A 14816-nucleotide genomic window follows, 5' to 3' on the forward strand; every position below is an offset into this window, starting at 1 on the left:
GGCGTTGCCGACAGTCGAGTCCGAGGTCGGTATCGACCTGGGGCTGACGCACTTCGCCGTCTGTTCGGACAGCACGAAAGTCGCGGCGCCGAGATCACCGGGATCAGCCCCTCGGCCGGCTCGAGCGCCCGCTCCACGTAACCACCGTGCGGCCCGGTGCGCGTGACCACCCGGCGCCCGGCCCCGGCCGGGTCGACACCCGCACCGACCAGCGCCACCGTGCCGGCGACCCCGCAACCGGGCCGGTACGGCGGCCGCACCGGGAAGTAGTCGCCGCCCTGCCCCTGGCGGATCATCGTCTCGACCCACAGCACGTCCGCGGCGGCCACCTCGACGACGACCTCCCCCGGACCGGGCACCGGATCCGGCGCGTCCACCGCGACCAGCACCTCGGGCCCACCGAACCGGGCCACCTCGACCACCCGCACCCCGACCACCTCCGCTCGACCGTCGTCCGAGGAGAGGCTCCACCCTCAACGCGGCTTCAGGTCAAGGCGCCCGAGCAAGTTCCGTGATGGAGGGCGTCTTGTCGGCGATGTGCTCGACCCGGCCCACGAGCCAGGGCCGCAGCGTCGCCACGACGCGGACCTGCTGATCGGCGAACGAGGCGGGCCACTCCTCCGGCGTGGAAGCGGCCGGACTGCATAGACTCGCGCGATGTCTGCCAATCACGTCCCGGCGCGGCCGCGGATCGGTGTCATGTTCGACCGCGACCGGGCGCCCGAGGAGCTGGCCGGGTTCGCCGCGGCGGTGCAGGAGGCCGGCGCCGACGACCTGTGGGTGGTCGAGGACCTGGGCTGGGCCGGCTCGATCAGCTCCGCCGCCGTCGCCCTGGCCGCCACCGACACTCTGCGGGTGGGCATCGGCATCGCCCCGGCGGCGCTGCGCAACCCGGCGCTGCTGGCCATGGAGCTGGCGATGCTGGCGCGGGCGTACCCGGGGCGGCTGGTGCCGGGCCTGGGGCACGGCGTCGCGGAATGGATGCGGCAGGTGGGTGCGGAGCCCGCCAGCAAGCTGGCGCTGCTGGAGGAGACGATCGTCGGGGTACGCGCCCTGCTCGGCGGGGAGACCGTCACGATGCGCGGCCGGGAGGTGACCATCGACGGCGTCCGGCTGGTGCACCCGCCGGCCGAGGTGCCGCCGCTGGTCACCGGGGTGGTTCGGGCGAAGTCCCTGGAGCTGTCCGGCCGGGTCGCCGACGGCACGATCATCGCCGAGGGCATCGGCCCGGACCGGATCGCCGCGTCCCGGGAGCACATCGAGCGTGGCCGCGCCGCCGGTGACCGCCCGGAGCACGAGCTGATCGTCTTCGCCTTCCTGCACGTGGAGGACGACGCCGGACGGGCCGCCGCGGCGACCCGCGACATGCTCGCCACCCAGGCGGCCTGGCTGGGCGCCGAGCCGGCCGAGCTGTTCACCATGATCGGGCCGGCGTCCGTCGTGACGGACCGGGTGGCGGCGTTGCGGGCCGCCGGCGCCGGCACCGTGGTGCTGCGTCCGCTGGGTGACGCGCCGCTCGATCAGGTCCGCCGGGCCCTCGCCGCGCTGCGGACCTGAGCCACGGGCTGAGCTGGAGGAGTGAACCGGACCACATGATCGACGTCCGCCGACCCCGCCGCGTCGCGGCCGGAACGTGAGCGCGCGGCCTTATCGTCTCGGCATGACGCGCATCCTGCTGATCACGGGCGGCACCAGTGCGGGTTCGCTGCACACTGCCGCGCTGCGCACGGTGGCGCGGTCCGCTCCGGCGGATCTGACCGCCACGCTCTACGACGGTCTGCGGACGTTGCCGGCGTTCGTACCCGGGGAGCAGCCGGTGCCCGAGGCCGTGGCCCGGTTGCGCGCCGAGGTCGACGCCGCGCAGGCCCTGCTGTTCAGCACCCCGGAGTACGCCGGGTCCCTGCCGGGCAGCCTGAAGAACCTGCTGGACTGGCTCGTGGACGGCGGTGACCTCAACGGCCGCCCGGCCGCGTGGCTCTCGGTGGCCGCGCCCGGGCAGGACGAGAGCGCCCTCACCGCGCTGCAGACCGCGCTGAGCTACGGCAATGCCCGGCTGCTGCGCCCGGCCTGCATCCGGGTGCCGCTGGATCCGGCCGCCGTCGACGCCCAGGGCCTGGTCACCGATCCGCAGCTGCACCGGGCCGGGCAGGACATCCTGGCGGCGCTGGGGCAGTCGGCCGCGGCCCCGCGCCCCCGCGCGCAGCCGTCCTGGCAGGCCTACTCGAGCGTCTTCCCCGTGGTCATGCGGCGGGACGCGAGCACGCCGCGCGGCTGGCGGGCGCCGTCGTGACGCTCACGCCTGGTCGCGGACGGCGAGCCGCACCGCGACGGTGACTCCTTCGTCGAGCTCCTCGGCCCTCCGGACATGGGCCTTCACCGGTACGACGTACCGGCCGTCCTTGGGCCACAGCGACGTCTCCCACGCGGTGCCGCCGATCCGCGCGACCACCGGGATCATGCCCCAGCCGTAGCTGGCGTACGACCAGGAGCGCAGTGTGACGCACTCCGGCTCCGGCACGGTCACGAAATACCACGGTGCCGGCCCCCGCCAGTACCAGATGTCCCCGGTGAACTCCAGATCCATGCCCGGCATGATGGCAGAGCGGTGCGACTGTCCCCGGCGACGGCGACAGGGGCCGGACCTCGCCGGGTCCGGCCCCGCGCTGCGCGGTGCTGGTCAGACCGGCCCAGCCAGTGGCCGGCCTGACCGCCGCGGGTCGGGGTCAGCCCAGGCGGGCGTACACGTCGTCGAGCAGACCGTGGTACATGTCGCTCTTGGCGTTGAAGTTGGGACCGCCGATGCGCAGCGGCCGGTCGTTGGCGATCGACAGGGTGGCCGGGACGGCGAGCTTGCCGCGTTCCTGACCGTCGACGTAGACGGAGAGGGTGGCGCCGGAGCGCTGGCACATGACGGTGTGCCACTGGGCGTCGGCGACACCGACGCTGCTGCGGACCAGGTAGACCTGGGCCGAGCCGCGACCGACGACCACGCACTGGGCGCGGCCCCGGGTGGCGCCGATCTGCATCTTCCACTGGCTGTCGGTGTCCACGACGCCCTTCTGGACGACGTTCGACGAGCCGGTCACCTGCGCCCGGGTGAGACGGACGGAGGCGCCCCAGCGGAACGTGCGGGTGCCCGGGTCGAGATCAGGGTCGTCGGTGCCCTCGAGCAGGGCTCGCGGGCAGCTCTTCGCCGTGGCGGCACAGGCGGCGGGGAAGGACGCGTCCTTGTCGGTGGCGGTGCCGGTGAAGGTGACCCGGCCCTGGTTCGCGGAGCGGACCGTCAGGGCGGTCCCGCGGCCGGAATTGTCGGCGACGCGGCCGGTGGCACTGGCACCCGCGTCGAAGGTGTACCGGGCGACGGTGACCGGTGCGGGCGCGGCCGGCGCGGCGGCGAGCGCGGGCGAGGAGGCGGCGATGCCCGGCAGGGCCGTGATCGCGAGGGCAAGTGAGGCGGCGAAACGCATAAGACAAAAGGTACGGAATACTCTTTACGCCGCGACCATCGGAGGGTCAGCGTTTCGGGTGATCTCTACAGCAGACCGGACGATTCGGCGATCATGCAGACGGCCACCAGGCGCATCAGGTGCCACTCGGCCGCCAGCCACGCGGTGCCCGACACGTACGCGTGACCCGGCTCCGGCACCGGACGGCCCATCCGCACGGCGGCGGCGAGGATCGACTTGGCGTACGCGGCCAGCCCCTCGGCGTCGACGGCGCGGCCGGCGTCCCGCAGGGCGTCGCGCACCGCGGCGGCGTGCTGGTCGACCTGGGCGAGCAGGCCGGCGTCACCGAGCGCGGCGGCGAGGCCGTCGACACCCACCCGCGCCATCATCTCGTCCAGCAGCGCGCGGGCCGGGTCGGCGGCGGGAGCGGTGGAAACCGGGGCGAAGGCCAGGAATTCGTTCGTCATGGGAAGGACGCTAGGGCCTCGTACCACCGGTTGACAGCCGGGTAACCGAACGGCACCCGACCGCTGCCCGGGACGCACCCCGCAGCCGGAGGAACCACCGCGAAAGGTACAGCAGACTTATCCGGGAAGCTGATCCATGGCCTTGTAGATCCGCTTGTCCGACACCGGATAGGCGGTGCCGAGGGCCTGGGCGAAGAAGTTGATCCGCAGCTCCTCGATCATCCAGCGGATCTCCCGCAGGCCCTCGTCGGCCGGGCCACCCACCGGCAGTTCGGCGCGCAGCTCGCGGTACTCCCGCTCGATCTCGTGCACCTGGCTCATCAGCTGCCGGTCCCGCGGCAGGTTGCCGGCCAGGCGGTCCAGGCGGTGCGTGATGCCCCGCAGGTAGCGGGGCAGGTGGTGCAGCTGCTTCCAGCCGGTCTCGGTCACGAAGCCGGGATGCACGAGGCCCTTGAGCTGCTGCCGGATGTCGGCCAGAGCCGGCACCAGGGCCGGGTCACGGGTGCTGCCGAGCCGCTGCTCGACGTCGTACGCGGTGGCGAGCACCGCCCGGACCTGGGTCACCACGTTGGCGACCGCGTCCACCAGGTCGGCGCGGACCTCCTCGCGCAGCTTCGTGAAGGACTCCTTGTCCCAGGCCGGGCCACCGGCGTCGGCGACCAGCTTGTCGACGGCCGCGCCGGCGCAGTCGTCGAGCAGGTCGGCGATCGAGCGGTACGGGTTGCCCCGGGACAGCTCCAGCTTGGCCCGGTTGTCCAGCCGGCCCTGCAGGAAACGGGCGGCCGGCGGCAGGGTCAGCAGCAACAGCCGGCGGGTGCCCGCCCGCATCGCCTCCCGCTGCTCCTCCTCGGTCTCGAAGACGCGCACCGCCACGCTGTCGTGCTCGTCGGCCAGCGCCGGATGGACGGTCACCTCGTAGCCGCCGCGGACCTGGGCGATCGAACGGGGCAGCGTGCCGAAGTCGTTGGTGGTGATGCCGCGGCGCTCGATGGCCCCGGCCGCCGCGGAGATGGTCGCCTGCACCTTGGGCGCCAGGCTCGCGCGCAGCACGTCCAGGTCGCGGCCCTCGCCCACGACGGCACCGTCCTCGCCGACCACCCGGAAGTTGATCCGGAGGTGGTCGGGGACCTGGTCGGGCCGCCAGGCGTCGCGCGGCACAACCGTGCCGGTCAGCCGGCGCAGCTCGTCGCCGACCGCGTCGGGCAGCGCACCGCGGCGGGCCGGGATGCGGCTGAGCACCGCCTCGGCCCAGTCGGGCACCGGCACGAAGCTGGTCCGCAGCTGCTTGGGCAGGGCCCGGATCAGCGCGATCACGACCTCCCGGCGCAGCCCCGGGACCGACCAGCCGAAGTCGTCGGCGTCGAGCTTGTTGAGCAGCGGCAGCGGGACCCGCACGGTCACGCCGTCGGCCGCCGCGCCGGGCTCGAACTGGTAGGTCAGCGGCAGCCGGACCCCGTCGACCAGCCAGGCATCGGGGTACGCCCCCGGGTCGACGGCGTCGCGGCCCGCGTTGACCAGCAGCTCCCGGGTGAACGTGAGCAGGTCGGGCTGCCCGTGGCGGGCTTTCTTCCACCAGGCGTCGAAGTGCCGGGCGGAGACCACGTCGGCCGGGATCCGGGCGTCGTAGAGGGCGAACACGGTCTCGTCGTCGACCGCGATGTCCCGGCGGCGGGCCCTGTTCTCGATCTCCTCGATCCGGGCCAGCAGCTTGGCGTTCTCCGCGAAGAACTTGTGGTGGGTCTCCCAGTCGCCCTCGACCAGCGCGTGGCGGATGAACAGCTCACGGCACAGCGCCGGGTCGACCCGGGCGTAGCCGACCTTGCGCCGCGGCACGATCGGCAGCCCGTAGAGGGTCACCTTCTCGTAGGCCATCACGGCGCCCAGCTTCTTCTCCCAGTGCGGCTCGCTGTAGCTGCGCTTGACCAGGTGCGGCGCCAGCTTCTCGGCCCACTCGGGCTCGATCCGCGCGTTCACCCGGCCCCACAGCCGCGAGGTCTCGACCAGCTCGGCCGACATCACCCAGCGCGGCTGCTTCTTGAACAGCGCCGACCCGGGGAAGATCGCGAACTTGGCGCCGCGGGCGCCCAGATACTCGCGCTTGTCGGTGTCCTTGAGGCCGATGTGCGAGAGCAGACCGGCGAGCAGGGCCGTGTGCACCGGCTGGGCCCCGGCGAGCTCGTCGCGCTCGGTGAGCGTGAGCCCGAGGGTACGGACCACCTGCCGCAGCTGCGAGTAGATGTCCTGCCACTCGCGCACCCGCAGGTAGTTGAGGAATTCGCTGCGGCACAGCCGGCGGAACTGGTTGCCGGACAGCTCCCGCTGCTGCTCGCGCAGGTAACGCCAGAGGTTGAGGTAGCTGAAGAAGTCGGATTCCTTGTCGGCGAACCGGGCGTGCTTCTCGTCAGCCTGCTGCTGCTTGTCGGCCGGGCGCTCGCGAGGGTCCTGGATGGACAGCGCGGCGGTGATCACCATGACCTCGGCCAGGCAGTCCTGCTTGTCGGCCTCGATGACCATGCGGGCCAGCCGCGGGTCGACCGGCAGCTGGGCCAGCTGGCGGCCGAGCGCGGTGAGCTTGCGCTGCTCCAGCGCGCCGAGCTCCTCCAGGAGCTTGACGCCGTCGGTGACGTTGCGCTTGTCCGGCGGGTCGATGAACGGGAACGCGGCCAGGTCGCCGAGCCCCAGCGCGGTCATCTGCAGGATGACCGAGGCCAGGTTGGTGCGCAGGATCTCCGGCTCGGTGAAGGCCGGCCGGGACTCGAAGTCCTCCTCGGAGTACAGCCGGATGCAGATGCCGTCCGAGGTGCGCCCGCAGCGGCCCTTGCGCTGGTTGGCGCTGGCCTGCGAGACCGCCTCGATGGGCAGCCGCTGCACCTTGAGCCGGCTGCTGTAGCGGGAGATGCGCGCGGTGCCGGGGTCGATGACGTAGCGGATGCCCGGCACGGTCAGCGAGGTCTCGGCGACGTTGGTGGCCAGCACGACCCGGCGCCCGGTGTGCCGCTGGAAGACCTTGTGCTGCTCGGCGGCGGACAGCCGGCCGTAGAGCGGGACGATCTCGGTGTTCTTGAGGTCGCGCTTGGTCAGCGCGTCGGCGGTGTCGCGGATCTCGCGCTCGCCGCTGAGGAAGACCAGGATGTCGCCGCTGCTCTCGCGGCCCAGCTCGTCGACGGCGGCGGCGATGCCGTCCACCTGGTCGATCGGCTCCTCGCGGCTCTCCCCCTCGTCGTCACCGGTCTCCTCGACCAGCGGGCGGTAGCGGACCTCGACCGGATAGGTGCGTCCCGACACTTCGATGACCGGCGCGGGGCCGCCCGGGCCGGCGAAATGCTCGGCGAAGCGCTGGGTCTCGATCGTCGCCGACGTGATGATCAGCTTGAGATCGGGGCGCTTGGGCAGCAGCTGGGCCAGATAGCCGAGGATGAAGTCGATGTTGAGGCTGCGCTCGTGCGCCTCGTCGATGATCAGCGTGTCGTAGCGGCGCAGCATCCGGTCGTTCTGGATCTCGGCGAGCAGGATGCCGTCGGTCATCACCTTGACCATGGTCTCGTCGGTGACCTGGTCGGTGAAACGGACCTTGTAGCCGACCGTCGAGCCCAGCGGTGTGCCCAGCTCCTCGGCGATGCGCTCGGCGACCGTGCGGGCGGCGATCCGGCGGGGCTGGGTGTGCCCGATCTGGCCGCGGACGCCCCGGCCCAGCTCCAGGCAGATCTTGGGCAGCTGGGTGGTCTTGCCCGAGCCGGTCTCACCGGCGATGACCACGACCTGGTGGTCGCGGATGGCGGTCAGGATGTCGTCGCGGCGCTGGCTGACCGGCAGCTCGTCGGGATAGGTGATCGGCGGGACGGCGGCCAGGCGGGCCGCACGCCGCTGCTCGGCCTCGGTCACCTCGGCGGCGATCTCGGTCAGCACGGCGGCCCGCGCGACCTCGTCGCGGATCCTGCGGGTGCCCTCGATGCGGCGCTGGAGCCGGCGCTCGTCGCGCGGCAGCAGCTCGGACAGGCGGCGGCGGAGCTCGGCGAGGTCCGGGCTGACGGGTGTGACAGACATGGCGCGTCAACAATAGGCAGATCCGGCCCGGAACGCCCGATGATTAACGCGCCGTCCGCATCACACCGGCGCGGTCACACCCGGGACAGCCCGTCGATCTGGGTCATCTCCTCGTCGCTGAGCACGAAGCCGTCGATCTGCGCGTTGCGGGCGATCCGCTCGGGGGTGGCGCTCTTGGGGATCACCACGATCTCGTGCTGCAGGTGCCAGCGCAGCACCACCCGGGCCGGGTCGACGCCGTGCGCGGTGGCGATCCGGGTCAGCACCGGGTCGTGCAGGTCGGTGGTCTTGAACGGCGAGTAGCCCTCGACCACGACACCACGCTCGCGGTGCTCGGCGACCAGCTTGGCGTCGTACAGCTTGGGACCCCAGCGGATCTGGTTGACGGCCGGCTTCTGACCGGTGGCGGCGATGAGTTCGTCGATGTCCTCGGTGCCGTAGTTGCTGACGCCCACGGCCCGGGCCCGGCCCTCGTCCCGGGCGGTCAGCAGCTCGCGCCACACCTGCACCGACTGGCCCCGGCGCGGCGGCCAGTGGATCAGCCACAGGTCGACGGCGTCCAGGCCGAGCGCGCTGAGGCTGGCGTCCAGGGTGGCGCGTTCCTGGCCGGCCCGGTCCGGCGGCAGCTTGGTGGTGATGAAGACCTCGTCGCGGGGCACACCGCTGTCGCGCAGCGCCCGGCCGACCTCGGCCTCGTTGCCGTACATGGTGGCGGTGTCGAGGTGGCGGTAGCCGGCCTCCAGCGCCTCACGCACCGCGTCGTACGCGGCACTCCCGCGGATCTGCCAGGTCCCGAAGCCGAGCAGCGGCATGTCGACCGGGCCACCCAGCGGTACGGAGGGAATCGTCATGTCCTCCATCTTGCCCACGGGGCGCCGGATCAGACCACGATGTTCGGGCCCGCCGGGATCAGTGCCGGGGCAGCCCGTTTCCCGGCAGCCGTCTCATTCGGTATCTCTCCGACAGCTTCCGGCCGGATGTCGCGGCCATGAGAGACCGAGGTGCCATGATCGTCGTCGCAGAGGACCACGAGGACATCCGGTTCGTGCTCCAGCGCGCGCTGGAGCGGGCCGGCCATCAGGTCGTCGTCGCCAGCGACGGCGCCGCGGCCCTGGAAGCGGTCCGCAAGCATCGCCCGGACATCGTGGTGACCGACGTCGACATGCCGCGGATGACCGGGCTGGACCTGTGCCGGGCGATCCGCGCCGACGCCGGGCTCAAGCACATCCCGGTGGTGCTGGCCAGCGGCTCCATGCTGCCCGGGGACGAGCGGGCGGCCGAGGTGGGCGCGAACGCGACGCTGCTCAAGCCGTTCCTGCCCGCTCAGCTCCTGGCGTGCGTGGCGGCACTGCTGCCGCCGCGGCCGGCCTGACCCCGGACAGCAGCGCCGGCGTCGACCCTTCGACGGCCGCACGCTCGGCCAGCGCCCGGTCCAGGGCAGCCAGATCGCCGGCTCCCTGATCGCCGGCAGCCTGGCCGGGCCCGGGGGTGGTGACGGCCAGCGGCAGAGTGAAGTGGAAACGCGTGCCCCCGCCGGGGTTGTCGGTGACGCCGATCGTGCCGCCGTGGCGCTCCACGATCCGGCGGCAGATGGCCAGTCCGAGGCCCGTGCCGGCGTAGCCGGCGGCGGTGCCGGCCCGGTGGAACGACTCGAAGATGTTCGGCTTGTCCGCGTCCGGGATGCCGATGCCGCGGTCGGCGATCTCGATCCGGGTCCAGCCCGGTGGCCCCGGCTGGGCCGTGACGTCGATGCGGGCGTGCCGGCCCGCCGGGACGTACTTGAGCGCGTTGCCGATCAGGTTGTCCAGCACGTGGCGCAGCATCGCCGGGTCGGCGTGCACGTCGGGCAGCGGCCCGACGTAGAAGTCGGGCGGCGGCGGCCCGCCGGGGCGCGGGCCGGCCAGGCGCTGCTCGATCACGTCGGCGACCAGCGGGCCGAGCCGCACGGCGCCCAGCTTGAGCGGCGCGTCGCGGGCGGTCGTGTAGGCCAGCAGGGTGTCGATCAGTGCCGCCATCCGGTCGGCGTTGTTGGCGATCCGGTCGAGGGCGGCGCGGGCCTCGAAGACCTCCGGGCCCTCGGGGGCGTCGGCCAGCTCGTCCGCCGCGACCTCGCAGTGCCCGCGGATGACCGCCAGCGGCGCCTTGAGGTCGTGCGCGACCACCCCGGCGAAGACGGCCAGGTCGGTCTCGTAGCGGCGCAGCTCGGTGATGTCGTGGAAGACGGCGACGGCGCCTTGGCACCCGGCGGCGTTGGCGTCCAGGGGCCGGCCGTCCACACTGACCAGGATGCCGTCCGGGCGGTGCGGGTTGCGGATGATCATCTCGACGCCGTCGGAGGACTCCCCGCGCAGGGCCCGGACCAGCGGCATCTCCTCGACCGGGAACGGGGTGTGCCCGTCCGGACGGAACAGGCCGTAGTGCTGCTGCCACTCCCCCGGCCCGTCGACGTCCTCGGGGACGCCGAGCAGCGCCTTGGCCGCCGGGTTGTGCAGCAGGAACGCGCCGGACTCGTCGACCACCCCGACCCCGTCGCCGAGGCTGGCCATGATCGCGCCGAGCAGGCCGGCCTGGCGGCGGCTCTCGGCCTCGGCGGTCCGCAGCTCCTCGGTCGCCACCAGCACCTGGGCCCGGGCCCGGGACCGGCCGGTGGCCAGGATCCACACCAGGCAGGCCAGCATGGACGTGGTCGACAAGCCGCCGGCCAGCACGATCAGCGGCATGCTGGTGTGCGCGCCGGGCAGATTGCGCGAGTCGGCCGCAGTGACCAGCGTCCACTGCCGGTCGGCCACCGGGAAGGTCGCCTGCCGAACCAGGTCCCGCCCGCCCGGCGCGTCGTACGCCGCCACCCGGACCCGCCGCCCGTCGCCGTTGATGGCGTACAGCTCGCCGTCGAGCAGGCCCTGGCTGGCGGTGCCCAGCACGCTGCCGAGGAAGTCCTGACCCCGCAGGCCCAGTGCCACCCAGCCCTGGAATTCCGGGAACCGCCCGGGTTGCGTGGCCGGGGCGAAGACGGGGGCGGCGAACAGGAACGACAGCTGCTGGCGGTCCGGCGGGATGCCCCGGTCGCGCAGCAGCACGTAGGTGTCGGAGACGGCGGGCCGCCCGGTGCGGCGGGCCTCGACCAGCGCGGCGGTGCCCTCGGCCGACAGCGCCACGTCGATGCCCGGCGTGGCCGGGGTGCCGTTGTTCAGGGTGCGCTGGAAGATCGAGAAGTAGTGCTCCGCGTGGGCGCTGCTGGGCGCCAGCCGCAGCTCGGTGGCCCCGCGGGCGCGCCAGAACGCCTCGGTCCGGGCGACAGCCTCGGTCCGGGCCGGCACGACGAAGGCGACGGTGCTGACGCCGAGCAGGCCGGCGCTCTCCAGCGGGGCCGAGGCGGCGGCGAAGTCGGTCGCGGTGATCCGGCTGTTGGTGCCCAGCCCGGCGGCGACCGCCTGCAGCAGGCTGCGGTAGCGCCCGGCCTCGCCCGCGACGGCCACCCGGGCCACCGAAGTGCGCTGGTCCATCACCCGGTCCGCGCTCTCGCGCTGGTCGGAGCGCAGGGTGCCGGCGGTGAGCAGGGTGCCGGCGAGCCCGACGACGAGCACAGTGGCGGCGAGCAGCGGGCCGACGAAGCGTCCTGACCACGCTCCGATCGCGCCGTCTTGCACCCTGGCACCGCGACTCCCCACCGAACGGAGCATAAGACGCGAATCACCCCCGCCGGCGAGGTTCCGCCGACGGGGGTGAGGAGGATTCACTTCCAGGTGTCGTACCGGTACAGGTCGTAGGAGGCCATGATGCCGGTGACCTTGGTGTAGTAGTTCGGGTCGGTGGCGTAGCCGGCCTTCCAGACCGCCCAGATGAACTTGTTGGCGTCCTTGGTGTGCACGAACGCCCCGGCGTAGCGGCTGTTGACCCGCAGGAAGCTGCCGTGGTCGCGGAACGAGTGCGACTGGGTGGCGTACGTCCGGAAGCTGGCCGAGGTGGCGAAGCAGCTGCCGGCCTTGGTGCACTCGTTGGTCCGGTACACGTGGCAACCGCTGGCCAGCTTGCCGTAGCTGCCGTTCTGGCACTTGATGCCGAAGTAGTTGCGGTCCACCGAGGCCAGGCCGCTGCGGCCCCAGCCGGACTCGAGAATGGCCTGCGCGATGGTCACCGACGGCGGGACGCCGTAGTCACGCCAGCCGCGCTGCGCGCCGGGCACCGAGGCCGCGATGAACTCGGCCGGGGTCAGCGTCACCGACGGCGCCGGGGCCGGGGAGCCCGCGCACACCGGCAGCGGGCCCGAGTAGATGTAGGCGTGCGAGATGTACGAGCCGGTCGGCGTGCGGTCCCACTGGTTCGTCGAGCGGACCGTGCCCGCCACGTACTGACCGGTGACGGCGCAGGTCAGGTCGATCTTCGCGCCGCTGGCGACCGTACCGGTGACGGACTCGATGGTGGCCGAGCCCGAGCGCAGGTTCACGCTGCCGTCGGTGCTCTTGACCGTGCCGATGACGTACCGGGCGGTGCCGGAGGTCTTGGTCTTGGTCGGTACGGCCGTCGGCGAGCTCACGGCACAGCGCGGCAGCGAGCGGGCCGCCTTCACGTAGCCGTGCGAGACGTAGCGGCCCGCGCCCAGCCGGTCCCACGAGGTGGTGGTCCGCAACGAGCCCTTGACCTTCTGGCCGGGCACGTAGCAGGCGACGGTGACCTTCTGCTTGTTGCGGACCGTGCCGGCCACCTTGGCGGTCAGCGAGGGCCCGGAGCGCACCTTGAGCGTGCTCCCGACGTGGATGGTGGCGGACACCCCGGCCGCTTCGGCGGCGCCGGGCGCCACGATCAGCCCGGCTCCGAGCGCGGCCAGCAGCAGCGGCGCGGTGAGCAGTCGGCGGGCGGTGTGCAGCATGAACATCCCCTTCATCGCGGCCGGCGTCCGTCTCGGCGTTGGTCTGAAGGTCGCGGGGCGGCGTTGCGGGGCCGGGCTGCGGGCGGGTGCATCCGGGTTGCCGGGGGCGGAGATGTGCTGCCTGGGGCGGATGGCGCGGGAGGGGACTATGATCCGCGGCGCGGACGTGCTTGAGATGTGACTCGTCTGGGCAAAGCGGAACCGCCCGCTCGTGACGTACTGGAGGACACCGCCGATGACGGCCCTGGCATCCCGCCCCGCAGAGAGCGCGGAACCCGCACCGGCCGACCGGCCGGGCCGGGGTTTCTGGCACGTGGTCGGGCACGCGTTCGTCGCGCTGCTCGCCGCGGCCGGCGTGGCCGGGGTCTATCTGGCCTGCGTGCGCACCCCGCTCGGGCAGACCGTGGACACGATGATGATGCAGGGCGCCGACGTGCGGCACGAGCGCGTGGTGCAGGTGCTGGAGCGCGCTCTGAACGGCACGACCCTGGCCAGCCTCGTGCTGGTCTGCGTGGCCGCGGCCGCGATCGGCTTCATCCGCCGCCGGGTCGACCTGGCGCTGGCCGCCGGCCTGCTGGTGATCGGGGCCAACGCCAGCACCCGACTGTTCAAGAACCGCCTGCCCCGCCCCGACCTGGACGGCTTCCCCGCGCCGAACTCCTTCCCGAGCGGCCACACCACCGCGGCCGCCTCGGTGGCGTTCGCGCTGATCCTGGTGCTGCCGTTCGCCATTCGCGGCACGGTCGCGCTGATCGGGGCCGCCTACGTGACGATCATCGCGATCGCCACCGTCTGGGCCGAGTGGCACCGCCCGAGCGACACCGTGGCCGCCCTGCTGGTCGTGCTGGCCTGGAGCGCGGGCGCGTCCGCGCTGGTCCGGGCCCGCCGGGCGCGGATCACCGGCGTGACCGCCCGGCCGAACAGGCTCGCCATGCTGGTCTTCGGTGGCATCGGCGCGCTCTGCGCGACGGCCGGCCTGCTCGGCATCGGCGCGGTCGTGCTATCCGAACGCGTCACGCCGGACCTGGTCTCCGGCCGGTTCGCGTTCATCGCCGGCTCGGCGGCCATCACGGCCGCGGTCGCCGGGGTCTTCGCGATCTGGGTGCGGCTCGCCGCCGGTGACCGGCCGGTGGGAGACCCGCCCGCCCTGGCGTCCGCGCACTCCGCGCCGGCCGCCGACTGAGGAGGTATCCAGCCATGACCACCCCCGAGAACCCGCACACCACCCCACCCGCCTCCATGCCGGGCGCCGGCGGCGCTGTCCCGCCGGGTCCGGCCGGTGTGCCGGCGATGCCCGCCGCCGATCCGACCGCGGGCGCGACTGCCGGAGCCGCGGCCGCGCCGACCGTGTCGGTGGCCACCTACCCTGACTACGCGCTGGCCCAGCAGGCCGTCGACTACCTGTCCGACAACCAGTTCCCGGTCGAGAAGACCAGCATCGTGGGCACCGACCTGCGTCTGGTGGAGAACGTGCTGGGCCGGATGACCACCGTGCGGGCGGCGCTCGCGGGCGCGGCCAGCGGTGCCTGGTTCGGCCTGTTCATCGGCCTGTTCCTGGGCATCTTCAGCGACTCCAACTGGTTCGGGCTGATCTTCGTCGGCCTGCTCATCGGCGCGGCCTGGGGCGCGATCTTCGGCGCCATCGCCCAGGCCATGACCGGCGGGCGCCGCGACTTCACCTCGCGCAGCTCGCTGCAGGCCGGCCAGTACGCGGTGGTCGTGGAGGCGGACGTCGCCGACGGCGCCCGTCAGCTGCTGACCCGGCTCAACTGGCAGGCCAGCGGCGCTTCCTGAGCATGAGAAAAGCGCCGTCCCGTCGGGACGGCGCTTCTCCGGGCTCGCGTCCGGCTACAGCATCGGCTCGAGCTCGCCGCGCAGCTTGGTCAGTGCCCGGGCCAGCAGGCGGCTGACGTGCATCTGGGAGATGCCCACCTGGTCGGCGATCTGCGACTGGGTCAGGTTGCCGTAGAAGCGCAGGGTGAGGATCTTCTG

The 14816-nt window shown here is 73.0% G+C and carries 14 protein-coding genes; 5 read left to right on the plus strand and 9 right to left on the minus strand.

Features of this window, described 5'->3' with window-relative positions:
* Positions 1–428: alcohol dehydrogenase catalytic domain-containing protein (locus ACWEOZ_RS43190; protein WP_451916478.1), on the minus strand; the 428-nt coding region annotated here is incomplete at its 3' end.
* A gap of 229 nt (positions 429–657) precedes the next feature.
* Between ACWEOZ_RS43190 and ACWEOZ_RS43195 the strand changes: the two genes are divergently transcribed.
* Both ACWEOZ_RS43195 and ACWEOZ_RS43200 read left to right on the plus strand, forming a co-directional pair.
* The gene (locus tag ACWEOZ_RS43195; protein ID WP_451916479.1) at positions 658–1557 is read left to right on the plus strand and encodes an LLM class flavin-dependent oxidoreductase; all 900 of its coding nucleotides are present in this window, start codon (positions 658–660) and stop codon (positions 1555–1557) included.
* 103 nt (positions 1558–1660) lie between these two features.
* Positions 1661–2290: an NADPH-dependent FMN reductase gene (locus ACWEOZ_RS43200; protein ID WP_451916480.1), complete on the plus strand. Its 630-nt coding sequence runs from the start codon at positions 1661–1663 to the stop codon at positions 2288–2290.
* 3 nt (positions 2291–2293) lie between these two features.
* Here ACWEOZ_RS43200 and ACWEOZ_RS43205 read toward each other — a convergent pair whose 3' ends face one another.
* From ACWEOZ_RS43205 to ACWEOZ_RS43225, 5 genes are all read right to left on the minus strand, one after another.
* Entirely contained in the window at positions 2294–2584 is a 291-nt protein-coding gene (locus tag ACWEOZ_RS43205) for a DUF1905 domain-containing protein (protein WP_451916481.1), read from the minus strand.
* Between the two features lie 139 nt (positions 2585–2723).
* Complete coding sequence (locus tag ACWEOZ_RS43210; RefSeq protein ID WP_451916482.1) at positions 2724–3467, minus strand: LamG-like jellyroll fold domain-containing protein; 744 nt, start codon at positions 3465–3467, stop codon at positions 2724–2726.
* A 65-nt stretch (positions 3468–3532) separates the two neighbouring features.
* Entirely contained in the window at positions 3533–3913 is a 381-nt protein-coding gene (locus tag ACWEOZ_RS43215) for a DUF6401 family natural product biosynthesis protein (protein ID WP_451916483.1), read from the minus strand.
* Between the two features lie 117 nt (positions 3914–4030).
* A complete protein-coding gene (hrpA, locus tag ACWEOZ_RS43220) occupies positions 4031–7957 on the minus strand; it encodes an ATP-dependent RNA helicase HrpA (RefSeq protein ID WP_451916484.1) in 3927 nt (1308 codons plus the stop codon).
* 74 nt (positions 7958–8031) lie between these two features.
* Positions 8032–8817 (minus strand): aldo/keto reductase, encoded by a 786-nt coding sequence (locus ACWEOZ_RS43225; protein WP_451916489.1) that lies wholly within the window; start codon positions 8815–8817, stop codon positions 8032–8034.
* Positions 8818–8963: 146 nt separating this feature from the next.
* Here ACWEOZ_RS43225 and ACWEOZ_RS43230 point away from each other — a divergent pair, with 146 nt between their 5' ends.
* Positions 8964–9329 carry a response regulator gene (locus ACWEOZ_RS43230; RefSeq protein WP_360544131.1) on the plus strand — a complete coding sequence of 122 codons (366 nt, stop codon included), beginning with the start codon at positions 8964–8966 and terminating at the stop codon, positions 9327–9329.
* On the opposite strand, the gene ACWEOZ_RS43235 is transcribed toward ACWEOZ_RS43230, so the two are convergent.
* Together ACWEOZ_RS43235 and gsmA are read right to left on the minus strand one after the other, a co-directional pair.
* Entirely contained in the window at positions 9262–11604 is a 2343-nt protein-coding gene (locus ACWEOZ_RS43235) for an ATP-binding protein (protein WP_451916485.1), read from the minus strand. The genes ACWEOZ_RS43230 and ACWEOZ_RS43235 overlap by 68 nt on opposite strands.
* Positions 11605–11690: 86 nt before the next feature.
* Positions 11691–12824, minus strand: a complete 1134-nt coding sequence (gene gsmA / locus ACWEOZ_RS43240) for a sporangiospore maturation cell wall hydrolase GsmA (RefSeq protein WP_451916486.1) — start codon at positions 12822–12824, stop codon at positions 11691–11693.
* 235 nt (positions 12825–13059) lie between these two features.
* Here gsmA and ACWEOZ_RS43245 point away from each other — a divergent pair, with 235 nt between their 5' ends.
* Together ACWEOZ_RS43245 and ACWEOZ_RS43250 are read left to right on the plus strand one after the other, a co-directional pair.
* Entirely contained in the window at positions 13060–14007 is a 948-nt protein-coding gene (locus ACWEOZ_RS43245; RefSeq protein ID WP_451916487.1) for a phosphatase PAP2 family protein, read from the plus strand.
* 14 nt (positions 14008–14021) lie between these two features.
* Positions 14022–14618, plus strand: a complete 597-nt coding sequence (locus ACWEOZ_RS43250; protein WP_451916488.1) for a general stress protein — start codon at positions 14022–14024, stop codon at positions 14616–14618.
* Between the two features lie 54 nt (positions 14619–14672).
* Here ACWEOZ_RS43250 and ACWEOZ_RS43255 read toward each other — a convergent pair.
* Positions 14673–14816: sigma-70 family RNA polymerase sigma factor (locus ACWEOZ_RS43255; protein ID WP_451916490.1), on the minus strand; the 144-nt coding region annotated here is incomplete at its 5' end.

Source organism: Actinoplanes sp. NPDC004185 (genome assembly GCF_053603475.1).